The sequence below is a fragment of the Streptococcus sp. 4094 genome (assembly GCF_013277125.1).
In the GTDB taxonomy this organism is placed as follows: Bacteria; Bacillota; Bacilli; order Lactobacillales; family Streptococcaceae; genus Streptococcus.
The window spans coordinates 1-24,045 of the sequence record NZ_VMMI01000009.1; the positions used below are offsets into that span (position 1 = coordinate 1).

Consider the following 24,045-nt stretch of genomic DNA (forward strand, 5'->3'; position numbering starts at 1 on the left):
TTTCGAAGAGTATAAAAACTCTAGCCTTCAGTTGCAAGTGACTGAAAACTAGAGTTTTTCTATTTTTTCAAAGCATTATACAAGTTGCGGATCGGTTGCTTTAATGTAGGATGGATAAAATGAGGCGCAATTTCCTGTAAGGACTCAAGGACAAAAAGGCGTTCCGCTATGTAAGGATGTGGCAAGATGAGGTCGTCTGTATAAAGAATCTGATCCTCTACAAAGAGCAAGTCCAAATCAATCAAACGAGGCCCCCAATGTACTTCTCTCACCCGTCCCATCTCTGACTCAATGGCTAACAAGGTCTCTAATAGAACTGGGGCTGGCAACCAGGTTTCAACCTCAACCACTTGATTAGCAAAGCTATCTTGCTCCACACCACCCCAAGGCTCCGTCGCTAAGACACTGGACTCTTTGAGAATATGGATGCCACGAGCTAGCAGTTTGTCAATGGCTTGTTTCAAGTTTGCTTGCTTGTCCCCCATATTGCTTCCTAGGGCGATAAAGGCCCGTTGCTTGCGACGATGAATGGTCACTGAGCAAGTTTCTAGTGGCAAATGCACTGGCGCCCAAGGCTTTTTCAGTTCCAGCTTTATTTCTTGGACAAGAGGATAGGCCTCAAAGGTACGTTCTACCAGTTTGTAGGCTACCGTTTCAATCAAGTCCTCAGTTGTTTCCTGAAACCAAGTCGTCCACTGCTGACACAGTTCTCCGTAATGGACAGAGGCCGTTAAATCCAAGTCTGTAGCCGCCTTGGTCATATCATAGGATAGGATTGCGGAAATAACAAACTTCTGCCCCAATTCTTTCTCACTAGGAAAAAGACCATGATAGGCAAAAATTTCCAAATCCTTAATCTGCAGTTGATCCATAATGATTCCTTTCTAGAAAAATCCGCTTCAAGCGGATTCTTTTACAGTCCCATTAAACGATAAGCTTGGTCGCGGAGGTCCTTATCTGTTTCAAATAGACCACGAGCTACTGTCGTCAAGGTTGCAGTTCCTGGTTTTCTGACACCACGCATGCTCATACACATATGTTCCGCCTCAATAACAACAAAGGCTCCTTTAGCGCCTAGATAGTCCATCAAGGCATCGGCTACTTCGATATTCAATCGTTCTTGAATTTGTGGTTTTTTCGAATAAACTTCAACTGTACGGGCTAGCTTAGACAAACCTGCCACACGACCATCTGGAATGTAGGCAATATGCGCTTTCCCATAAAATGGCAGAAAGTGGTGTTCACACATGGTATGGAAAAAGATATCCTTTTCTACCACCATATTATCGTCAATAATCTCAAAAGATTTTGACAAATGTTCCTCCGCTGTTTGACCAAGACCTGAAAAAATCTCTTGGTACATACGAGCGACACGAGCAGGTGTTTCCTGCAAGCCCTCGCGATTAACGTCCTCTCCTACAGCCTCGATAATCATTTTTACAGCAGTTTCAATCTTTTGTGTATCCATTTTCGTTTTTCCTCTCCATCAGATAGGCTCTCACTTGGCTCAAGAAATACAAGGAACCAGTGACAATCCTAACTGTTTGTTTCTCTTCTTTTTTATCTGTCAATTTCTGCTCTAGAAAATCCTGCCAATCTAGGTAGCTGAGATTTCTAGACTTAGCTGCCTCTTTCAGCACGCTTTCATCAGTCGCCCGACTGTCGTCAAAATGTGTCAGGGTAAGCTCGGTATCTGGCATGGCCCCCAGCAAGTCCAACATATCCTCTAAGGCCTTGGTTTTGATGCAAGTAAAGAGGATTTCCTTACGATAATCCGCAAAGCGTTCTTGCAAGGTTGCTAATAAAGCCTTGATAGCATGGGGATTGTGGGCCCCGTCCAAGATCATCAAGGGGTTCCTTGACACGACCTCCAGACGCCCCGGCCATCTTGTTTCTTCCAGAGCTTGAGCAATCAAGATATTAGCTGGTAGCTCTCGACCATCTTCTTGACAAAAAGTATCAAGTAAAGCTATGGCCATCCCAGCATTCTCTATCTGGTGCAAACCAAGCAGGCCAGTCTGGAAGCGACCTTGTCTGACAACACTTGTATAGTCAAAGACTTGACCTGTCACCACACTTTCTTTATGACGAACCTGATAATTTGCCCCGTAGGCAAGTCGCGGAGCATCTTTCCCTTCCGCAATGCGGTCAATCACAGCCAAAGCTTCTGGAGCGATACGACCTGTCACCAAAGGAATACCTTGTTTGATAATACCAGCTTTCTGCTCTGCTATGGCTTCCAGGGTGTCACCAAGTAGGGCTACATGGTCCAATCCAATAGTCGTAATTCCTGTCAAAATAGGCTGACAGACATTGGTACTATCTAAAAGTCCACCCATGCCGACTTCCATGATGGCCACATCTACTTGCTCTGAAGCAAAGTAGTCATAGGCTATGGCTGTGATAATCTCAAATTCGGTTGTCTCCTGCAAATTGGCAGCCACTTCTCCTTCAAGCAACGACTGATAGTCTGCCATGAGAGCTTCTAGTCTAGACACTGGAATGGATTCCCCATTGATGCTAATCTGATCTGTGTAATGAATGAGATAGGGCGAGCTAAACACTCCAACTCTCAGGCCTAGCTTTTCTAGCATTTTTTTCAAAAAAGCAATGGTCGAACCCTTGCCATTGGTCCCTCCGATATGGATGACCTTGAGTTTGAGATGGGGATTGCCGCGCAAAGCTAACAGTTCCACCATTCGTTCCAAGCCAAAATGCGGTTGATCCGTCCGATAGTTAGCAATCCACTGATTATTTTCAAATTCTTTCATCTTATTTATATTGTTTTAAATCTAAATTTTCCGCTTCATCAGCCAGACGAATAGCGAAGGCAATTTCAACTGCCATCCTATGACTAGCTACGTCATGCACGCGCACCACTTCTACACCCTGCCTTGCAGCGATACTGGTTACATGAGCCGAAGCCGTGTCCCGATTGCGGAAACCAAGCTCTGTCTCAGGATTGACTTCAAAACCATTCTCCTCTAGGATATTGATGACAAATCGCTTGCGCGAAACTCCGAGAAAGATTGGATAGCCTTTCTGATGTAGTTTATCCAGGTCCCGTAAAAGAAGTAGATTTTCTTTCTTGGTCAGACCAAAGCCGATTCCCGGATCCAACAGGATATTTTCTGGTGCAATACCAGCTTCGTCCGCTCTCGATAAGGCTCTGTCAAAGAAAGCCTCCATCAAGTCTTCGATTGGCAATGTTTCAAAGTCAGCTAACTCTTCCTCTGTAAAAGCTTGACCAAAGCCAAAATGAGGAAAGATGAGCGAGCTAGGATGCTGAGGTCGTGCCATGACTGGATTAAACATGATAACCACTTTCGCTCTCGCTTTAGCTACCACATGGGCCATTTTTTCATCACCCATGAGACCAGTGATATCATTAACTAGATTGGCACCAGCAGCCAAAGCAGCCTCTGCCACCTGACTTTTCCAAGTATCAATGGAGATAAGGACATCACTTTCCTTGCGAATCGCTTTAATCACTGGAACAACACGCTGGATTTCCTCTTCTATCTCAACATAGCTACTTCCCGGCCGAGTCGATTCTCCGCCAATATCTAGCATACTCGCTCCTTCTGCTATCAACTTCCGAGCCTGCTGGAGCGCTTGCTCAAGAGCAAAAAATTGACCACCATCCGAAAAAGAATCTGGGGTTACATTGATAATTCCGCAAATAGCTGTCTTTGCATGATTGGCTTTACTTGACATATCGGTCACTCCCTCAAGGCTTTTCATCATATTATTTCTCTATTTTACCATAAAAAGAAAAAGATGGACACGATTGCATTCATCTTTTTCCCAGTAGAAACAAGTAAGCAATTGTAAAAACCTTAAACAGAAATTCCTAAAATCCGACTCATGATCACCACAAGAGCCAACAAACAGAAAGCAACCCCATTCACAATCATGTGAAGTAAGATCGACATTTCCAAACGTTGGGTTTTGTAGGCTGTCCAAGATAGAACTGTCGACATACCTCCATAAATCAATAAAGAAGGTAAATTACTTGGTTGATGCAATAAAGCAAACACAACCGTACCGACTACAAATCCCAAGTTCTCTTTTCCTCGGAAAATCTTTTTAGGAACAATCCCACGGCACAAGATTTCCTCACAAATTGGAGCAAGCAAGGCCAATAAGAAGAAACTGGAAATCAGAGAACTATTCTGAACCATATCGTTAATCTGAGACTGGTTAGCTGTTGTCGTCTCATTTGACAGTTGCAACAAGATAGAACCAAGTATATTTGAACAGATAATGACTAAATAACTCAAGCCCAAGCGTGCCAAATCCTTAGCTCTTAGAAAAGAAAAATTAAAACTAGCTAATTGCGTTTTACGAGCTCCGATAATAAATAGTGCCAACACTACAATCGAAATACCAGCAACTATCAGTCCTGACTGTAACAGTGGTACTGCATTTAAAGTTAAAATAGCAGTAACCGCTAAAGGAATCTGATATAAAATTACGGCAAGTAAAAAGACCAAAATCCAGACTGCACGATTCAACAATTCTTTCCACATACTTTTCTCTTCCATCATTCATCTCCTAGACTTTGTATTAAAAAAAGGGGGAAATCCCCCTGGGTCATTCTATTATAGGGCCATGCTGATATAGTTAAGGATAAACAAGGCATCCAAAATCCAAATCATGACATGAACATCTTTAGCTTGACCTTTGACAAGCTTAGTCAAAGTGTAAGTCAAGAAACCAACTGCAATTCCTTGGGTGATAGAGTAGCTGAATCCCATAAAGATAGATGTGAAGAAAGCAGGAACCGCTTCAGACATATCGTCCCAATGGATATTTTTCAAGCTAGCCAGCATCATAATCCCAACGATAATCAAGATTGGAGCTGTAGCGGCTGTTGGTACAATCGCTAGAAGTGGGCTAAAGAAGCTTGAGATCGCAAAACAGATTGCTACAACCAAGGCTGTCAAACCAGTACGTCCACCTGCACCGATACCAGCAGCAGACTCAATATAAGTCGTTACGTTCGAAGTACCAGCGATGGCACCAATTGAAGTACCAATCAAGTCAGAGTAAAGAGCCTTGTCCAACTTAGCTGATTGGTGATTTTCACCATTTGTCGCTACGATACCAACTTTTTCACCTGTACCGATCAAGGTACCAATTGTATCAAAAATATCTGTCAATGAGAAGGCAAGAATGGCCATCAGAGTTTCAGGCAAGCGAGCTGTATCTGAAATCAAAGCTCCCAAACCTTCTGAACCAAGAGCTGCACCAAAGATTGTCTTCAAATCTTCAAAAGCTGCACCAACATGGTTATTAGCAAAATCAATACTAGACAAATCTACCAAACCAACTGCGATAGCAAGAACAGTTGTTGTCAAGATAGAGAGGATAATTCCCCCTTTAATTCCTTTGATAACAAAGAAAATTGTGATAGCAAGTCCTGCAAGAGCCACCAAAACAGCTGGATTATTAAAGCTAACCAATCCTGGAACTGCTGAAGAGTTTGCTGCAATCGTTGCTTGAGCTTTGTCAGCCCCTTCTCCTACAACAATATAGTTTCCTGGATCAATCGTGAATTTCAAAAGTCCAGCATTCTTAATCCCTACATAGGCAAGGAAGACACCGATACCAGCTGAAATAGCTGAGCGAAGAGCATTGGGAATCGATTCAATGATCATTTTACGAACATTTGTCAAGGTAATAATCAATGAAATAATCCCACAGATGAAGACCATAGCTAGGGCTTCTTGCCAAGAATAACCAAGTCCAAATACAACTGTAAAGGTAAAGAAGGCATTGAGTCCCATACCTGGCGCTTGAGCGTATGGCAAGTTAGCATAAAAAGCCATCATCAGGGTACCAGCAACTGCACCGATAATCGTTGCGAGGAAGACACCCTGAGCAGGCATTCCTGTTTGCGAAAGAATTTGTGGGTTTACAAAGAGAATATAGCTCATTGCAAAGAAAGTTGTTAAACCAGCGAGAACCTCTGTACGAACGTCTGTACCGTTCTCTTTTAGTTTAAATAATTTGTCCATTATCAATCTCCTTTTAATTTTTACGAACAATAATAGAATTATATCATTTATCATTCACTTTTTCAATATCTTTGTTTAATTTATTTAAGAATTTGATGGAATTTCATTTTTTGTTTGGAATCTGCTTTTCTGTCTGCTTTTTGTTATAATAGAAGACATCTTATCTGGAAAGACACTAGAAAGGTTCATATGACGAAAAAAATTATTGCACTAGACCTGGATGGAACCCTGCTCAACTCAGACAGTCAGATTTCTGACTTTACCAAAGAAACCATTAAAAAAGTTACTGAAAAAGGCCATCAGGTTATTATTACGACAGGTCGCCCTTACCGCATGTCAAAAGATTTCTACCGTGAACTAGGCTTAAACACTCCTATGATTAATTTCAACGGCTCCCTCACTCATTTACCAGACCAAGTTTGGGATTTTGAAAAGTGTTTAACTGTAGACAAAAAATATCTGCTAGATATGGTTCAACGTTCAGAGGACATTCAAGCCGATTTTATCGCTGGAGAATACCGTAAAAAATTCTACATTACAAATCCCAATGAAGAAATTGCCAATCCCAAACTATTTGGTGTAGAAGCTTTCCAGCCTGAAAATCAATTTCAGCCTGAGTTAGTAACCAAGGATCCTAACTGTATTCTGTTACAGACTAGAGCCAGTGACAAATATGCTCTGGCAAAAGAAATGAACGCCTTCTACCAGCATCAACTGTCTATCAATACCTGGGGAGGTCCGCTCAATATCCTTGAATGTATCCCAAAAGGTGTCAACAAGGCCTTCGCCTTAGACTACTTGCTCAAGGTAATGAACCGCGACAAAAAAGATTTGATTGCCTTTGGAGATGAACACAATGATACCGAAATGCTCGCTTTTGCTGGAAAGGGCTATGCCATGAAAAATGCCAACCCAGAGCTACTCCCCTATGCAGATGAGCAAATTTCTCTGACCAATGACCAAGACGGTGTTGCCAAAACCCTACAAGACTTATTCTTATAGTCCATTCTGACCAGCTTGCTAGCTGGTCTTTGTGCTCTTTTCACAGTCTCATCAACCAGTTAATCGATTGTTCTATTTTTTACCCCCAAAACCTTGGAAAAGGCTTTCTTTTGTGATATAATTCACATATAAGTACAAGAGAGCTCGTCACACTTGACTCTGTTGACATAAAATCAATCCAGTCCTGTTGTCCCTGTTCTCGGCCAATATCAAGGAGGATAGCTATGAAAGCTGTTGTTGTAAATCCAGAAAGCACTGGTGTTGCTGTTGAAGAAAAAGTACTCCGTCCACTTGAAACTGGGGAAGCACTTGTAGAAATTGAATACTGTGGTGTTTGCCACACTGACCTCCACGTTGCCCATGGCGACTTCGGTCAGGTACCAGGACGTGTCCTAGGTCACGAAGGTGTTGGTATCGTTAAAGAAATTGCCCCAGATGTAAAAAGCCTTAAAGTCGGCGACCGCGTCAGCGTTGCTTGGTTCTTTGAAGGATGTGGTACTTGCGAATACTGTACAACTGGCCGTGAAACTCTTTGCCGTACAGTGAAAAATGCTGGCTACTCAGTAGATGGTGGTATGGCTGAACAATGTATCGTAACTGCTGACTATGCTGTCAAAGTTCCTGACGGACTTGATCCAGCCCAAGCTTCTTCTATCACATGTGCTGGGGTAACAACCTATAAAGCTATAAAAGAAGCAAAAGTTGAACCAGGTCAATGGGTTGTTCTTTACGGTGCTGGTGGACTTGGTAACCTAGCTGTTCAATACGCTAAAAAAGTATTCAATGCTCATGTTATCGCAGTTGATATCAACAATGACAAACTTGCCCTTGCAAAAGAAGTAGGCGCTGACATTGTTATTAACGGCCTCGAAGTTGATGATGTACCAGGACTCATCAAGGAAAAAACTGATGGAGGAGCTCATTCAGCTGTCGTAACTGCTGTATCTAAAGTTGCCTTCAATCAGGCTGTTGACTCCGTTCGTGCCGGTGGTCGCGTCGTCGCTGTCGGTCTTCCTTCTGAAATGATGGAACTCAGCATCGTTAAAACAGTCCTCGATGGAATCCAAGTCATCGGTTCTCTTGTAGGAACTCGTAAAGACTTGGAAGAAGCCTTCCAATTCGGTGCAGAAGGTTTAGTAGTTCCAGTTGTTCAAAAACGTCCAATAGAAGATGCTGTTGCCATTTTCGACGAAATGGAAAAAGGTCAAATCCAAGGACGTATGGTACTCGACTTCACCCACTAATTTCATAGAAACTTATTTTAAAAGTTGGAAGCTTCTTCCAACTTTTTTATATTAAATTTTTAAATATGGATTCAAAAAAACTTCTCCAAAACTCAATATATCAACATTTTCAGATGTAATCTTTTTAATTATTTTATGATAAATAGTTGATTTTTAGATGAAAACGGTTTATACTTAAAAAGTCTTAAAGTTTTCTTAAACGAAAACTAAAACAAAAAAGGAGGAATGACAATAATGAGTATCGGAATCATTATTGCGAGCCACGGCGAGTTTGCTGCGGGTATTCATCAGTCAGGATCTATGATCTTTGGTGAACAAGAAAAGGTTCAAGTTGTAACCTTTATGCCAAATGAAGGCCCTGATGATCTATACGCTAAGTTTAATAACGCTGTTGCTGCATTTGACGCAGAAGATGAGGTTCTAGTTTTGGCTGACCTTTGGAGTGGATCTCCATTTAACCAAGCTAGTCGCGTGATGGGAGAAAATCCTGAGCGTAAGTTTGCCATCATCACAGGACTGAACTTACCGATGTTGATTCAAGCCTATACAGAGCGCCTCATGGACGCTGCTGCAGGTGTAGAAAAAGTCGCTGCGAATATTATTAAAGAAGCCAAAGATGGCATCAAGGCTCTTCCAGAAGAGCTAAACCCAGTTGAGGAAGTAGCAAGCGCTGCAGCTGCTCCAGTTGCCCAAGCTGCTATCCCAGAAGGAACGGTCATTGGAGACGGTAAATTGAAAATCAATCTTGCCCGTCTTGACACACGTCTACTTCACGGTCAGGTTGCAACTGCTTGGACTCCAGATTCAAAAGCAGACCGTATCATCGTGGCTTCAGATAACGTGGCTAAAGACGACCTTCGTAAAGAATTGATTAAACAAGCAGCTCCAGGTAATGTCAAGGCTAACGTGGTTCCAATTCAAAAACTGATTGAGGTTTCAAAAGACCCACGTTTTGGAGAAACACATGCCCTTATCTTGTTTGAAACACCTCAAGATGCTCTTCGTGCCATCGAAGGCGGCGTGCCAATCAAAACTCTTAACGTTGGTTCTATGGCTCACTCAACAGGTAAAACATTGGTCAATACTGTTTTGTCTATGGACAAAGAAGACGTTGCTACATTTGAAAAAATGCGTGACCTCGGTGTTGAATTTGACGTACGTAAAGTACCAAATGATTCTAAAAAAGATTTGTTTGACTTGATTAACAAAGCCAATGTCAAATAAGCCATTATTTATGAAAGGATTTTAAAGATGTCTATTATTTCTATGGTTTTAGTAGTCGTTGTAGCCTTCCTTGCAGGTCTTGAAGGTGTCCTCGACCAATTCCAATTTCACCAACCACTTGTAGCCTGTACCCTTATTGGGCTTGTAACAGGTCACTTGGAAGCAGGGATTATCCTCGGTGGATCGCTTCAAATGATTGCCCTTGGTTGGTCAAATATCGGTGCTGCTATCGCTCCTGATGCTGCACTTGCTTCTGTCGCTGCTGCCATTATCATGGTTCTTGGTGGTGACTTTACCAAGACAGGTATCGGTGTTGCCCAAGCGGTTGCCATCCCTCTTGCCGTTGCTGGTCTATTCTTAACTATGATTGTACGTACAATTTCAGTTGGATTGGTTCACACTGCTGATGCTGCCGCTAAAAAAGGTGACTTCGGCGCTGTGGAGCGTGCGCATTTTATTGCGCTACTTTTCCAAGGACTTCGTATTGCGCTTCCTGCAGCTCTTCTCCTTATGGTACCAACTGAAACTGTACAAAGTATCCTTAGTGCTATGCCAGACTGGCTCAAAGATGGTATGGCTATTGGTGGTGGTATGGTCGTTGCCGTTGGTTACGCCATGGTTATCAACATGATGGCAACTCGTGAAGTATGGCCATTCTTCGCTCTTGGTTTCGTTCTTGCTGCCGTATCAGACATTACTCTAATCGGATTCGGTGCTATCGGTGTTGCTATCGCGCTTATCTACCTTCACCTTTCTAAAACTGGTGGAAATGGTGGTGGTGGTGCCGCAACTTCTAACGACCCAATCGGCGATATCCTCGAAGACTACTAAGATAAGAAAGGACTGAAAACATCATGACTGAAAAACTTCAATTAACTAAATCAGATCGTAAAAAAGTTTGGTGGCGTTCAACCTTCTTACAAGGGTCTTGGAACTTTGAACGGATGCAAAACTTGGGCTGGGCTTATACACTCATTCCAGCTATCAAAAAACTCTATACTAAAAAAGAAGATCAAATCGCTGCTCTTGAGCGTCACCTTGAGTTCTTCAACACTCATCCATACGTAGCTGCTCCAATCATGGGGGTTACTCTTGCGCTTGAAGAAGAACGTGCTAACGGTGTGGAAATCGATGACGCTGCTATCCAAGGGGTTAAAATCGGTATGATGGGACCTCTTGCTGGTATCGGTGACCCAGTATTCTGGTTTACAGTACGCCCAATCCTTGGATCTCTCGGTGCTTCACTTGCCCTTACTGGCAATATCTTGGGCCCACTCCTCTTCTTTGTTGCATGGAACTTGATTCGTATGTCATTCTTGTGGTATGTTCAAGAGATTGGATACAAGGCTGGATCAGAAATCACTAAAGATATGTCTGGCGGCATCCTTCAAGACATCACTAAAGGTGCTTCTATCCTTGGGATGTTCATTCTTGCTGTCCTTGTTCAACGCTGGGTAAATATTAAATTTGCTTTCGATGTTTCTAAAGTTCAACTAGATGAAAAGGCTTATATCCATTGGGATAAATTGCCAGAAGGGTCTAAAGGTATCCAAGAAGCATTCGCACAAGTAGGACAAGGATTATCTCAAACACCTGAAAAAGTTACTACTTTCCAACAAAACTTGGATATGTTGATTCCTGGACTATCAGGACTACTCCTTACTTTACTTTGCATGTACTTGCTTAAGAAAAAAGTATCTCCAATCACTATTATCCTTGCCCTCTTCGCAGTGGGTATTGTGGCACATGTTCTTCACATCATGTAATCAAGCAACTTAAAAGGAACCAGGTTCTAAAATCTGATTCCTTTTTTCTATGTTTTTATTCAGCCAAGGCTCCCATTGGATCCCATGGTGCAAGTACGATTGGTTCTGCTTCATAGACAGCTTGTTCTTCTGCTGTCAGCAATTCCTTACGGACAACGATTTGGTAAGTGTATTCGTCCATCCAAGCGTCTGAGGCAACGAAGTAACCATCTGTACCTACCTTATCTCCCCAAGAGTTTTCAACCTTCCACTTGGTTGACTTCCCATTTTCATCCAAATCCACACCTGTCAAGACCATAGCGTGGGTCATTAAACTTTCGCTGTAGTCCAAACGTCCAGCCTTGTCTTGAGTGAGTTTAATGTCCATGCTTGATTCAAAGTCATAAACATCTGTCGCAAGAATTCCAGCTTTGCGGTTGCTGAGCTGGCCGACATCAGAACCAAACCAAACAGTCTCACCTGCTTGCATTTGGGCAATCGCCAATTCTTTCAAGCGCTCCATTGGAACGTTGATGTAGCGAACTGCACGGCTACCAACCACATTCCCCAACATCTCAACTGTGTAAGATTTTCCGTAAGGTTTATCAGCAGTTGGAGCATTGATAACAGAAACGTAGTCTTCTAAAGGAAGATTGACATATTTCTTGTAAAATTCTTGTGGTGTGATGCCCTTTTCACTTTGGTAGTTGTTATCCTTATCACGATAGGCAAAGTCAAATTTACGTGGTGGAAGTCCTAAAGACATAGCAAGAAAATTAAAGATTTCTTGCAAGAGGTCTTCTTTCTTATCTTGAACAGTCGCTTGGTCTGCGCCAGAAGCAAGCAAGTCACGCAAAATTTGAGCATCTTGACGAAGCAATTTGTTGAGAATGGCATTTAGCTCACGACTGCTACTAGATGAAACAGACTCAGGGTAAACTGACTTGGGAACAACACCATATTTCTCAAAGAGAGACACCACCATATCCCATTGACCGCCATCTTGTTGAGGAGTTTGAAGTAAGAATTTAACCTTACGGCTCGTCAATTCTTGGTCTGCAGTCGCAATGACTTGCTCCAAGAACCAGTTTGATTTCTCATACTTGTCCCAGAAGAAGGTGTGGGCCTGTGACAACTCAAAATTTTCTAGTTTGTATTGTGAGATGAGCTTGTGGCGGAAAGTGTTGAGAGCCGCAAACATCCAGCAACGACCAGACGCTTTCTGGTTGGTTACCTTGTCCTTGGTCAAATCCAATGAGAAAACAGGTGTATTATCTACATGGCTCTGACGACGTTCTAAGGCTGCAAAAATTCCGTTGTGGCTGGCAGCATTTTCAATCGCTTGGTATTTTACATTTGCTTCATAATTGGCAAATAGTTTATCAGTAAATGATTCTTGAATCGCGTTCATAGATTCCTCCTTTTATTCTACAGTCTATTATAACTCTTTTCACAAAGGAAGCAACTGAAAAACATAAAAGGCAAGGATATTCTTCCTCACCTTTTCAAATATAAATCAAATTAAGCAATATTCGCAAGGAGAGCTTCTAATTCCTCCTCGGTCAAGCGACGCCATTCCCCTCTTTCTAAGTTCTCATCCAATACCAACGTTCCCATAGTCAAACGTTGCAGGTCTACTACTTCCTTGCCACAGTAGACCACCATACGCTTGACCTGATGAAACTTCCCTTCTGCAATGGTCACACGGATTTGGCTCTGATTCTTTTCTGCATCTATGGACACAAGCTCCAGTTTAGCAGGCTGACAGGTAAAGTTTTTAAGAGGAATTCCCTTGGCAAATGTCTCCACATCTTCTTGGGTCATAATTCCCTTGACCTGAGCCAGATAGGTCTTATCCACATGACGCTTAGGTGAAAGAAGAGCATGAGCCAGCTGACCATCATTGGTCAAGAGCAAAAGACCATGCGTGTCAATATCTAAGCGTCCTACTGGGAAAACTTCCTTGCTCCGAGCAATATCATCCAGCAAGTCCAGAACGGTTCTGTGCTTAGGATCCTCAGTCGCTGAGATAACTCCTTTGGGCTTGTTCATCATGTAGTAGACAAACTCTTCATACTCCAATACTTGCCCAGCAAAGCGAATCTCATCTCTTTTTTCATCAATCTGCAGTTTCGCTGATTTCTCTTTTTTACCATTTACCGTCACGCGCCCAGCCTTGAGTAAGTTTTTGACCTCAGTCCGACTCCCCACAGCGCAGGCAACTAAAAATTTATCTAATCTCATAGAACTATTATATCATACTCAAAAGGAGGCTGGTACAATGACCAACCTCCTTTTCGTTTCATACTCTTCAAAAATCTCTTCAAACCGCGTCAACGTCGTCTTGCCGTATATATATGTAACTGACTTCGTCAGTCTTATCTACTACCTCAAAACGGTGTTTTGAGCTGACTTCGTCAGTTCTATCTACAACCGCAAAGCAGTGCTTTGAGTAGCCTGCGGCTAGTTTCCTAGTTTGCTCTTTGATTTTAATTGAGTATCAGATTTAAGAAATTAACTTCCTCGTCTCCAGAAAATCGCTAAGACAATCATGGAACCTAGTACTGCCGGAATAATGGCAGTTCCTGCTATTATCGGTCCCCAAGTCCCAAAAAGCAAGTGGCCTATAAAGGCACCAATCCAGCCTAGAAACATTTTTCCAAAACATCCCATTCGCTCTCCACGATTGGTCAGAGTACCTGCTAAAAATCCCACTAGGAGACCAACGAACATACTTCCTAACATATTATCTCCTTAATTTGCCCAATCTCCGTTACGGAAGAGTGGTACACGTGTCCCATCTTCACGGATACCATCGATATCCATTTGGTTAGAACCAATCATAAAGTCTACGTGAACATCTGAACAGTTAAGCCCCGCAGCTTCAAGCTCCTCTTCGCTCATCTCCGCTCCACCAACTACGCTAGTTGCATAGGCTGCACCGATAGCCAAGTGATTTGACGCATTTTCATCGAAAAGGGTGTTAAAGAAGGTAATGCCTGACTGAGAAATTGGGCTTGGATCTGGTACCAAGGCACATTCACCCAAGGCACGCGCACCCGCATTTTCAAAGACAAGGTCTTTCATGACTTGATCGCCCTTCTCAGCAGTGATGTCAACGATTTGTCCATCCTTAAAGGTTACCTTAATACCTTCAATAATATTTCCGTTATAGCTAAGCGGTTTTGTAGAAGTGACATAACCATCTGCGCGACGGAAGTCAGGCGCTGTGAAGACTTCCTCTGTCGGCATATTTGGCAAGAATCCTTCGCCCTGTGCATTGATAGCACCAGCTGATTCCCAAACGTGGTTCTTCGGCAAACCAAGTGTTAAATCTGTCCCTGGCGCTGTGTAGTGAAGGGCTGAAAATTGTTCTTTATTAAGCATATCTGCCTTGCTCTTGAGGATAGCTGCATGCTCTTCCCAAGCCTTAACAGGATTTTCTTCATAGACACGGCAAGTTTTGAAGATTTGGTCCCAAAGAAGATCGACTGCTTCTTCGTCGCTCGCAGCATTTGGAAAGACTTTCTTAGCCCACTCAAGTCCAGCAGCGGCTGCTACCGTCCAGCTAACCTTGTTGGATTGAGTTGCGATACGCATTGGCTTCATGGCAAGTCCCATAGCTTTGGCAGAAGCTGATAGCTTGTCAGCATCCACTCCGTTCAAGGCACCTGGATCAGATGAACGAACCCCAAGACGGCTAGCCTTATTTTCCAAGAGATAGTTCATCTCAGCAATCTTGTATTCTGGCACATTATTCAGACGCTCCATCGGAGCATGTAGGAATTTCTCACGGTTAATGACATCATCTGTCCACTGAACGATGACCTCATGCGCACCCAAGGCATAAGCTTCTTTGACGATTAAGTGAGCCAACTCACGTTGCTCCACATCGATAGAGAGAGCCAAAGTGTGACCAGGTTGCACATTGATTCCATTCGCAACCAATAATTTCGCATATTTTTCTAGATTTTCTTTAAAATTTGGTAAAACCATGTTATTTTCTCTTTTCTATTTTTATTTTTCTTTCAAAGCAGAGAATAATCCTGCTAAAGCAATAGCACCAGACAAGAGTCCTGTTGATAGAAGAATTGTCTGATCAGCAAGTTCTAATTGATATTCAAATACCTTCTCAGCCGGCTTGTCTTCCGCAAAAATTCTTAGTTTCATGAGAACCTCCTTAAAATAGATTAAAACAAATCACTATGACTGCCTGTCCTAAGCAAATTTAAAATCAATTCATCCTTGTCTACTTTATAAACCAAAAGCCAATCTGGCTGGATATGACATTCACGAACTCCTTGAAAATACTTGGATGCCGTCAATTGATGATCACGATATTTGGCAGGAAGTTCTTTTTCTTGAACCAGAAAATTCAAAACTTCTTCCAGTAATTCTGCTTTCAAACCACGCTTCATAGCCAACTTAAAATCTTTTTTAAACTGTTTATGGTAACGAATCTTAAGCACGCAAGTCCTCCATCAAGTCTGAGACTGATTCAAAAGACTGGCTCATATTACGATTTTGGTCTAAATCCGTTAACACTTGGAGCAACTTCCGATTTTCATCTAGTCTAACATCAAAAGGTAATCCCTGATATTGAATAGCCTGACGAAGGAAAATATTAATAGCCGTTGTCATATCCATTCCCAGATTACTAAACACCTGTTGGGCTTGCTCCTTAACCTCACTATCCAGACGGATGCTCATACTCGTCTTTGACATACTCTCACCCTCTTTCTATAGACTATTTTAACAAAAAAGAAGGCTAATGTAAATCTATTGGATATACATTAGCCTCTTTGGATAGATGATTAAACAATTTTTTTAAAACAACTCATCAAACAAACTCAACTGATTATCCTCTGGCATATTTCCCAGAATACCTATTTCATCCATCTTTTCAACCAAGGTTGATGAGAGTCCACCACGTTTGCGCAATTCTGTTTTAGAGAGGAATTCTCCCTCTTCACGCGCTCGCACCAGCTGCTTGGCAACGTTTTCTCCCAGACCATCCATTGCTACAAATGGCGGAATGAGGGTATCCCCATCGATGAGGAACTCTGTTGCCTGACTACGGTAGAGATCGAGTTTGCCAAACTTGAAACCACGCTCCCACATCTCATTGACAATCTCAAGAGTTGTATAAAGATCAATCTCCACATTAGAGGCTTCATTGTTCTTCCGTTTTTCAGAGATTTCTTCCATTCTGCGTTTGATGGCATCCAAGCCCGCCCCCATAGTCTTGATATCAAAGGCTTTCGCACGGATTGAGAAGTAAGCACAGTAGTAATAAATAGGATGGTGAACCTTGAAGTAAGCTACACGCAAGGCCATCATAACGTAGGCTGCCGCATGGGCCTTAGGGAACATATACTTGATTTTCCCACAGGACTCGATATACCACTCTGGCACCTTATTAGCCTTCATGGCTTCGATATAGCCATTGCGTTCCTCTTCGGAAATCTTGAGCCACAAGCCCTTACGTACCCGTTCCATAATGGTAAAGGCCATCTTAGGTTCCAGACCCGCATGCATGAGGTAAACCATGATGTCGTCCCGACAACCGATAACAGTCGATAGATCCGCAATCCCTTGCTTAATCAAATCCTGAGCATTGCCCAGCCAAACGTCGGTACCGTGGGATAGACCTGAGAGCTGAAGCAATTCTGCAAAGGTCGTCGGATGGGTTTCATCGACCATCCCTCGGACAAAGTTGGTTCCAAACTCTGGAATCCCCAGCATGCCCGTAGGCGTTCCGATTTGCTCAGGTGTTACCCCTAACACATCCGTCCCAGAAAAGAGTGCCATCACGCCTTCGTCATCCATAGGAATTTCATTAGGGTCAATCCCAGACAAGTCCTGAAGTTTCCGAATCATAGTCGGATCATCATGTCCCAGTACATCGAGTTTGAGGACGTTCTCATCAATATCATGGAAGTTAAAGTGAGTGGTCTGCCATTCAGCCGTCACGTCATCTGCTGGATACTGGACAGGCGTAAAATCGTAGACATCCATGTAGTTAGGAATAACAACAATTCCCCCCGGGTGTTGTCCCGTTGTCCGCTTGACACCAGCTGCACCTTGAGCGAGGCGTTCAACCTCTGCATCACGATAAAACTTGCCATAATCTCGCTCGTAACCCTTGACAAAACCATAAGCGGTCTTGGCAGCCACCGTACCAACCGTTCCTGCACGGAAGGCATATTCCTCACCAAAGATATCACGCACATCCAAATGGGCGCTAGGCTGGTCTTCTCCCGAGAAGTTCAAGTCAATATCGGGAACCTTGTCTCCATCAAAACCAAGGAAGGTCTCGAAAGGAATATCCTGTCCGTTTTTACTGAGTTTATAACCACAGTTTGGACAGTCCTTATTGGGCATATCAAATCCTGAACCATAAGAACCGTCTGTGATAAACTCACTGTACTGACACTGACCACAGACATAGTGAGGAGATAGAGGATTGACCTCCGTAATCCCAATCATGGTCGCAACGAAACTAGATCCGACAGACCCACGAGAACCAACCAAGTAACCCCGTTCATTGGAACGTTGCACCAGCATCTGCGATGCCAGATAAATCACAGCAAATCCATTCCCCAGAATAGAGGTTAGTTCTTTTTCAATCCGCAAATCGACAATATCTGGCAACGGATTTCCATAAATCTCAAAAGCTTTCTTGTAGGTCAATTCAGCGACTGTTTCTTCAGCCTTGTCGATGAAAGGCGTGTACAAGTCACCCTTAACAACCTCAACGGGTTCAAAGATTTCTGCCAAGGCATTGGGATTTTCAATAACCAATTTCCGAGCTAATTCCTCTCCCAAGAAGGCAAATTCATCCAACATTTCATTTGTCGTTCTAAAATGAGCCTTTGGAAGTGGTGCTGGTTGGGCATGTTCTCCATGCCCGATAGTTCGGTTAATCATAGCCCCCTGTCCCAAGCTACGGACGATAATTTCACGGTAAATCTCTTCTTCCGGTTCGATATAATGGACATTTCCCGTAGCTAGAACGGGCTTACCAAGACGGTCTCCAACTTCTATCAAACTCTTGATAATGGTCTGGAGTTCCTCCATATCCTTGACCTGCTCCTTAGCAATCAAGGGCGCATAGATAGCTGGTGGCATGATCTCGATAAAGTCATAATACTTGGCCACCTCAACTGCCGCATCCACACCTTGGGAAACAACTGCATCAAAAACTTCACCTTCTGCACAGGCTGATCCTAAAATCAAGCCCTCTCGATGGGCATCTAAAACCGTTCTCGGAATTCGTGGCACCCCTTCAAAGTACTTGGTATTAGACAAGGAAACCAGCTTAAAGATATTTTTTAGCCCTACTTGATTCTTGACATAAATGGTCGCATGTTTAATCCGAGCTTTTTTATAAGAATCTGGACTAATCAAATCAATGTTGAGTCTAGCTAGATTAGTCACACCATGTTTTTCTGCCACCTCTTTGATAAAGATGAAGAGCAGACGACCAGTCGCTTCCGCATCGTAGTTGGCCATGTGGTGATGTTCCAAAGCCACACCAAAACGCTTGGTCAAAGGCCCCAAACCATGACGTTTGTACTCAGGATAGAGGTTTCTAGCAAACTCCAGCGTATCAATCACTGGTTGACTAATCTTAGGCAAACCATGACGCTCATAATTGGCATTCATAAAGCCAACGTCAAAGGTAGCATTATGGGCAACTAAGACTGTATCCTTGCAGAATTCTTGGAATTCTTGCAAAACTTGTTCCAGTGGCTTAGCATTTTTGACATGGTCATCTGTAATTCCAGTCAACTCAGTAGTAAAGGCTGACAAGGGATGACCAGGATTAATAAATTCATCAAATTCAGCAATGACATTCCCCTTGTACATCTTAGAGGCCGCAACCTGAATCAAGTCATTATAGATAGCTGAAAGCCCCGTCGTTTCTACGTCAAAGACCACATAGGTCGCTTCCGACAAGTCCATCTCCACTTCGTTATAGACGATAGGGACACGATCCTCCACGATATTGGCTTCCATTCCATAAATCAACTGGATTCCCGCTTTTTTGGCCGCCTTATAGCCGTGTGGGAAGGACTGAACATTTCCATGATCCGTGATGGCAACCGCCTTGTGTCCCCACTTAGCAGCTGTCGCAACGATTTCTTCTACCTCTGGCAAAGCATCCATAGTCGACATGTTAGTATGAGCGTGAAACTCAACCCGACGCTCACCTTCTGACATCAAATCCTTCCGCTCATAGTGAACAACTTCCTGCACATCCTGCACGTTCATCGTCAAATCGCGTGTGAAGTTATTCATCTCCACATTCCCACGCACTCGGAGCCAAGAATTTTTCTTAATTAGATCAAACTTCTGGGCCTCTTCCTCGTTCTTAACCCACTTTTGCATCGAAAAACTTGAAGTGTAGTCCGTCATTTTAAAGTTGATCAAAACACGCCCTGTTCTGGTCACTTTTTGCTCCACATCAAACACAACCCCTTCAAAGACCAGACGATTTTCCTCCGTCGTCACTTCAATCATAGGAGTAATCTCTGCCTTATCTAGCTTTGGCTTAACCGCAGCCTTTTTGGCCTGAAAATCAAAGGCTGGTTTCTCTTCCGCTGGAGGAGGTGCCATCTGTTCCAGTTGCTCCATAGCACGGAGCGCTTCCTCATTGGCGGCTTGAACAATCTGCTCATTTTCAGCATGAAAAGCCTCTTCCTGCTCTTGGGTCAGCACATCATTTTTCTCTACTTGACAGTTAAAAGTTGGAAAACCAAATTTTTCAAGTTGTTCGGCTAAATTAGGAAGATGATTTTTCTTAAAGTGTTCCTTATCAATCGCCTCAGATCCTTCAATAAAGAGTTGGTCCCCCTCCGCACGAACTTGCAAATTTTGATAAAGAGACTTAAAACCTTGACTAGCACATGGTCCCTCAGAGAAAGCCTCCCTATAGTAGGACTGCAAGAGCTGATTTGAAAATTCTTGAGACCGAGTCTTGATTTCAAAAACAGCTTTATTGCCTGTCTTAGAAAATTCCTCACTCAGCCCTTTTTTTAATTCTAAAAAGATTTCAATCGGTAAAATATTAGAAAATACGAAATGAAACTCCCATACCTTACTAATTTTATGAACCACAACTCGCTCAATATCGGCCTGTGATAAAGCAGGATCCTGCCTCATTTCAGCAGGCATCCCCAGTTGATTCATCAAAATTTCAAAACTGTTTGACATTTATTTTCCTCACATTATTCTCCTACTATTTTACCATATTTAGAGGTGTTTTCTAAAGACAAAAGGAAGCCACTAAGTGACTTCCTTCTAGAGTGAGGACAGATTAGTCTTCACCTTTGTTTTTCTTAATGATTTCTTCTTGTACTGACTTAGGTACATCTTCGTAGTGGTCAAATACCATCATGAATGTACCACGTCCTTGAGATGCAGAACGAAGAACTGTTGCGTAACCGAACATTTCAGCAAGTGGAACGTAAGCACGAACGATTTGGCTGTTACCATGTGCTTCCATACCATCTACACGTCCACGACGAGCAGTTACGTGACCCATAACATCACCAAGGTTTTCTTCTGGAACAGTGATTGTTACAAGCATCATTGGCTCAAGGATAGCTGGTTGTGCTGATTTAGCAGCTTCTTTAAGGGCAAGTGAAGCCGCGATCTTGAAGGCAGTTTCAGATGAGTCGACATCGTGGTATGAACCATCGTAAAGCTTAGCTTTAACGTCAACCATTGGGTAACCTGCAAGAACACCGTTAGCCATAGATTCTACCAAACCTTTTTCAACCGCTGGGATAAATTCACGAGGAACCACACCACCGACGATTGCGTTTTCGAATTCGAATCCTTTACCTTCTTCGTTTGGAGTAAATTCAATCCATACATCACCAAATTGACCTTTACCACCAGACTGACGTTTGAAGAATCCACGAGCTTGAGTAGAAGCGCGGAATGTTTCACGGTAAGATACTTGAGGAGCACCTACGTTCGCTTCAACTTTGAACTCACGACGCATACGGTCAACAAGGACGTCAAGGTGAAGCTCACCCATACCAGAGATAACTGTTTCACCAGTTTCAACGTTTGTTTCAACGCGGAATGTTGGATCTTCTTCAGCCAATTTTTGAAGGGCGATACCCATTTTGTCTTGGTCAGCTTTAGATTTTGGCTCAACCATCAATTGGATAACTGGTTCTGGAACGTTGATTGACTCAAGAATGATTTTAGCTTTTTCATCTGTCAATGAGTCACCAGTTGTAGTATCTTTCAAACCAACGGCAGCAGCGATATCACCTGAGTAAACAGTGTCAATTTCTTGACGGCTGTTAGCGTGCATTTGAAGGATACGTCCGATACGTTCACGTTTACCTTTAGAAGTGTTCAATACGTAAGAACCTGATTGAAGCACACCTGAGTAAACACGGAAGAATGTCAAACGACCTACGAATGGGTCAGTCATGATCTTGAAGGCAAGAGCTGCAAATGGCTCTTCGTCAGATGCTGGACGAGTTTCTTCTTCGTCTGTATCTGGGTTAACACCTTTGATCGCTGGGATATCAAGTGGGCTTGGAAGGTAGTCGATAACCGCATCAAGCATTAATTGAACACCTTTGTTCTTGAAGGCAGAACCACACAATACTGGGAAGAATTCAACGTTGATAGTCGCTTTACGGATACCAGCTTTCAATTCTTCGTTAGTGATTTCTTCACCTTCGAGGTATTTCATCATCAATTCTTCGTCAGTTTCAGCAACTGCTTCAATCAATTTTTCACGGTATTCTTGAGCTTGGTCAAGGTATTCAGCTGGGATGTCTTCTTCAAGGATATCTGTACCAAGGTCGTTCGTATAGATTTCAGCTTTCATCTTAATCAAGTCGATGATACCACGGAAGTCATCTTCAGAACCGATTGGCAATTGGATTGGGTGTGCATTTGCTTGAAGACGATCGTGAAGTGTGCTTACAGAGTAAAGGAAGTCAGCACCGATTTTGTCCATTTTGTTGGCAAATACGATACGTGGAACTCCATACTCAGTTGCTTGACGCCAAACTGTTTCAGTTTGAGGCTCAACACCTGATTGTGAGTCAAGAACGGTAACCGCACCATCCAATACACGAAGAGAACGTTGTACTTCGATTGTGAAGTCCACGTGTCCTGGTGTGTCGATGATGTTTACGCGGTGGTTGTTCCATTGAGCTGTTGTCGCAGCAGATGTGATAGTGATACCACGCTCTTGCTCTTGCTCCATCCAGTCCATTTGTGACGCACCTTCGTGAGTTTCACCGATTTTGTGGATTTTACCAGTGTAGTAAAGGATACGCTCAGTTGTAGTTGTTTTACCAGCATCGACGTGAGCCATGATACCGATATTACGAGTTTTTTCAAGTGAAAATTCGCGTGCCATGAGGTTTGTTTCTCCTATTTATTTTTGATTTCTATTCTATTATAACACGATTTTAATAAAAACGGATAGGCAGGACCTACCCGTTCTCAATGTTTTCATGCTATTGTTGGTTTCAACTTACGAGCTGGTAAGTTGAGTTATAGCTAATACTAATCGATTTAGCTAATTTGAACCCGGGCTAAAAGCTCGGAAAATAGATAAGCTCTCCTAGAATCTTCGATTCTTCGTCAAGCTTCCTAATTTTCAGTCGCTTTTTTAACGCCCTTAGTATCTTAATCTTACCAACGGAAGTGTGCGAATGCACGGTTAGCTTCAGCCATACGGTGAGTGTCTTCACGTTTCTTAACAGCTGCACCAGTGTTGTTAGCAGCATCCAAGATTTCTTTTGCAAGACGGTCTTGCATTGTGTGTTCACCACGAAGACGAGCGATTGTTACCAACCAACGAAGTCCAAGTGTTGTACGACGTTCTGGACGAACTTCAACTGGGACTTGGTAGTTAGAACCACCAACACGACGTGCACGTACTTCAAGTACAGGCATGATGTTTTCCATAGCTGTTTCAAATACTTCAAGTGCATCGTTGCCAGTAGCTTCTTTGATTTGCTCAAAAGCACCGTAAACGATTGAAGCAGCTGTACCACGTTTACCGTCAAGCATAACGCGGTTGATAAGACGAGTAACTAGTTGTGAATTGTAAAGCGGATCTGGCAATACGTCACGTTTTGGAGCTCTATTTTTACGACTCATTTCTCTTTATCCCCTTTCCTTATGCTTTTGGACGTTTAGTACCGTATTTAGAACGGCCTTGTTTACGATCGTTAACACCTGCAGTATCAAGTGCACCACGGACGATATGGTAACGTACCCCTGGAAGGTCTTTTACACGTCCACCACGAAGAAGCACCACGCTGTGCTCTTGCAAGTTGTGTCCGATACCTGGGATGTAGGCAGTAACTTCGATAAGGTTGCTCAAACGTACACGAGCGAATTTACGAAGGGCTGAGTTAGGTTTTTTAGGTGTCATTGTTCCAACACGAGTTGCAACACCACGTTTTTGTGGTGAAGAAACGTTTGTTTGAACTTTTTTATGACTGTTGTAACCAACGTTCAAAGCTGGTGATTTAGATTTTTCTACTTTTGATTTACGCGGTTTGCGAACCAATTGGTTAATTGTAGGCATCTACATTCTCCTGTGTTTTTTTATTTTTGGTGATGATACACTTGGTGACAGCTATCATCTGTGTGTACTTTTGCAACATTTGTCAGCACGTCCCTGTACACTCTTGAGAGACCAAAAGTAAAAAGTACTGTCTATTATTGTAACAAAATTTTCCCTTGGTTGTCAAGATATTTTTCTTTTTTATTGTTATTTTTAGCTGGGGGCTAACTTCTCAAAGTAAC

22 protein-coding genes are annotated in these 24,045 nt (G+C 42.8%); 5 read left to right on the forward strand and 17 right to left on the reverse strand.

What is annotated here, in order from left to right:
- Window positions 1-59 precede the first annotated feature (59 nt).
- The 6 genes from folK to HT721_RS02760 form a co-directional block, all read right to left on the reverse strand.
- Window positions 60-872, reverse strand: coding sequence for a 2-amino-4-hydroxy-6-hydroxymethyldihydropteridine diphosphokinase (folK, locus tag HT721_RS02735; RefSeq protein WP_173213364.1), 813 nt, complete (start codon window positions 870-872; stop codon window positions 60-62).
- 41 nt (window positions 873-913) lie between these two features.
- A complete protein-coding gene (gene folE / locus HT721_RS02740) occupies window positions 914-1,468 on the reverse strand; it encodes a GTP cyclohydrolase I FolE (RefSeq protein ID WP_054378438.1) in 555 nt (184 codons plus the stop codon).
- Window positions 1,449-2,771 (reverse strand): folylpolyglutamate synthase/dihydrofolate synthase family protein, encoded by a 1,323-nt coding sequence (locus HT721_RS02745; RefSeq protein ID WP_173213362.1) that lies wholly within the window; start codon window positions 2,769-2,771, stop codon window positions 1,449-1,451. Before HT721_RS02745 ends, folE begins: the two co-directional genes overlap by 20 nt.
- Window position 2,772: 1 nt before the next feature.
- The gene (folP, locus tag HT721_RS02750; protein ID WP_049512093.1) at window positions 2,773-3,747 is read right to left on the reverse strand and encodes a dihydropteroate synthase; all 975 of its coding nucleotides are present in this window, start codon (window positions 3,745-3,747) and stop codon (window positions 2,773-2,775) included.
- Between the two features lie 92 nt (window positions 3,748-3,839).
- Window positions 3,840-4,547, reverse strand: coding sequence for a CPBP family intramembrane glutamic endopeptidase (locus HT721_RS02755; RefSeq protein ID WP_049512095.1), 708 nt, complete (start codon window positions 4,545-4,547; stop codon window positions 3,840-3,842).
- A gap of 57 nt (window positions 4,548-4,604) precedes the next feature.
- On the reverse strand, window positions 4,605-6,023 hold the full coding sequence (locus HT721_RS02760; RefSeq protein ID WP_173213360.1) for an NCS2 family permease: 1,419 nt from the start codon (window positions 6,021-6,023) through the stop codon (window positions 4,605-4,607).
- Window positions 6,024-6,212: 189 nt separating this feature from the next.
- Between HT721_RS02760 and HT721_RS02765 the strand changes: the two genes are divergently transcribed.
- The 5 genes from HT721_RS02765 (at window position 6,213) to HT721_RS02785 (ending at window position 11,259) form a co-directional block, all read left to right on the forward strand.
- A complete protein-coding gene (locus tag HT721_RS02765; protein ID WP_173213357.1) occupies window positions 6,213-7,025 on the forward strand; it encodes a Cof-type HAD-IIB family hydrolase in 813 nt (270 codons plus the stop codon).
- Window positions 7,026-7,249: 224 nt separating this feature from the next.
- Window positions 7,250-8,269, forward strand: a complete 1,020-nt coding sequence (gene adhP, locus HT721_RS02770; protein WP_000649181.1) for an alcohol dehydrogenase AdhP — start codon at window positions 7,250-7,252, stop codon at window positions 8,267-8,269.
- A gap of 234 nt (window positions 8,270-8,503) precedes the next feature.
- Complete coding sequence (locus HT721_RS02775) at window positions 8,504-9,493, forward strand: PTS sugar transporter subunit IIB (protein WP_172930959.1); 990 nt, start codon at window positions 8,504-8,506, stop codon at window positions 9,491-9,493.
- A gap of 27 nt (window positions 9,494-9,520) precedes the next feature.
- Entirely contained in the window at window positions 9,521-10,324 is an 804-nt protein-coding gene (locus tag HT721_RS02780) for a PTS mannose/fructose/sorbose transporter subunit IIC (protein WP_050222833.1), read from the forward strand.
- Between the two features lie 23 nt (window positions 10,325-10,347).
- On the forward strand, window positions 10,348-11,259 hold the full coding sequence (locus HT721_RS02785; RefSeq protein ID WP_061642936.1) for a PTS system mannose/fructose/sorbose family transporter subunit IID: 912 nt from the start codon (window positions 10,348-10,350) through the stop codon (window positions 11,257-11,259).
- A 55-nt stretch (window positions 11,260-11,314) separates the two neighbouring features.
- On the opposite strand, the gene pepC is transcribed toward HT721_RS02785, so the two are convergent.
- The 11 genes from pepC to rpsL form a co-directional block, all read right to left on the reverse strand.
- Window positions 11,315-12,649, reverse strand: a complete 1,335-nt coding sequence (gene pepC, locus HT721_RS02790; protein ID WP_173228860.1) for an aminopeptidase C — start codon at window positions 12,647-12,649, stop codon at window positions 11,315-11,317.
- Between the two features lie 110 nt (window positions 12,650-12,759).
- A complete protein-coding gene (locus tag HT721_RS02795; RefSeq protein ID WP_049512108.1) occupies window positions 12,760-13,482 on the reverse strand; it encodes a pseudouridine synthase in 723 nt (240 codons plus the stop codon).
- A gap of 270 nt (window positions 13,483-13,752) precedes the next feature.
- The gene (locus HT721_RS02800; protein ID WP_000901572.1) at window positions 13,753-13,983 is read right to left on the reverse strand and encodes a GlsB/YeaQ/YmgE family stress response membrane protein; all 231 of its coding nucleotides are present in this window, start codon (window positions 13,981-13,983) and stop codon (window positions 13,753-13,755) included.
- Between the two features lie 9 nt (window positions 13,984-13,992).
- Window positions 13,993-15,234, reverse strand: coding sequence for an aminopeptidase (locus HT721_RS02805; protein WP_173213355.1), 1,242 nt, complete (start codon window positions 15,232-15,234; stop codon window positions 13,993-13,995).
- A gap of 21 nt (window positions 15,235-15,255) precedes the next feature.
- Window positions 15,256-15,408 (reverse strand): hypothetical protein, encoded by a 153-nt coding sequence (locus HT721_RS02810; RefSeq protein ID WP_173213353.1) that lies wholly within the window; start codon window positions 15,406-15,408, stop codon window positions 15,256-15,258.
- 20 nt (window positions 15,409-15,428) lie between these two features.
- Window positions 15,429-15,707, reverse strand: a complete 279-nt coding sequence (locus HT721_RS02815; protein ID WP_173213351.1) for a type II toxin-antitoxin system mRNA interferase toxin, RelE/StbE family — start codon at window positions 15,705-15,707, stop codon at window positions 15,429-15,431.
- Window positions 15,700-15,963, reverse strand: coding sequence for a type II toxin-antitoxin system RelB/DinJ family antitoxin (locus tag HT721_RS02820; RefSeq protein WP_049551202.1), 264 nt, complete (start codon window positions 15,961-15,963; stop codon window positions 15,700-15,702). Before HT721_RS02820 ends, HT721_RS02815 begins: the two co-directional genes overlap by 8 nt.
- A gap of 102 nt (window positions 15,964-16,065) precedes the next feature.
- Entirely contained in the window at window positions 16,066-20,457 is a 4,392-nt protein-coding gene (locus tag HT721_RS02825; RefSeq protein WP_173213349.1) for a PolC-type DNA polymerase III, read from the reverse strand.
- 103 nt (window positions 20,458-20,560) lie between these two features.
- The gene (gene fusA, locus HT721_RS02830; RefSeq protein WP_000090350.1) at window positions 20,561-22,642 is read right to left on the reverse strand and encodes an elongation factor G; all 2,082 of its coding nucleotides are present in this window, start codon (window positions 22,640-22,642) and stop codon (window positions 20,561-20,563) included.
- Between the two features lie 278 nt (window positions 22,643-22,920).
- The gene (rpsG, locus tag HT721_RS02835) at window positions 22,921-23,391 is read right to left on the reverse strand and encodes a 30S ribosomal protein S7 (RefSeq protein ID WP_000087873.1); all 471 of its coding nucleotides are present in this window, start codon (window positions 23,389-23,391) and stop codon (window positions 22,921-22,923) included.
- A gap of 19 nt (window positions 23,392-23,410) precedes the next feature.
- On the reverse strand, window positions 23,411-23,824 hold the full coding sequence (rpsL, locus tag HT721_RS02840) for a 30S ribosomal protein S12 (RefSeq protein ID WP_001142332.1): 414 nt from the start codon (window positions 23,822-23,824) through the stop codon (window positions 23,411-23,413).
- Between the last annotated feature and the right edge of the window lie 221 nt (window positions 23,825-24,045).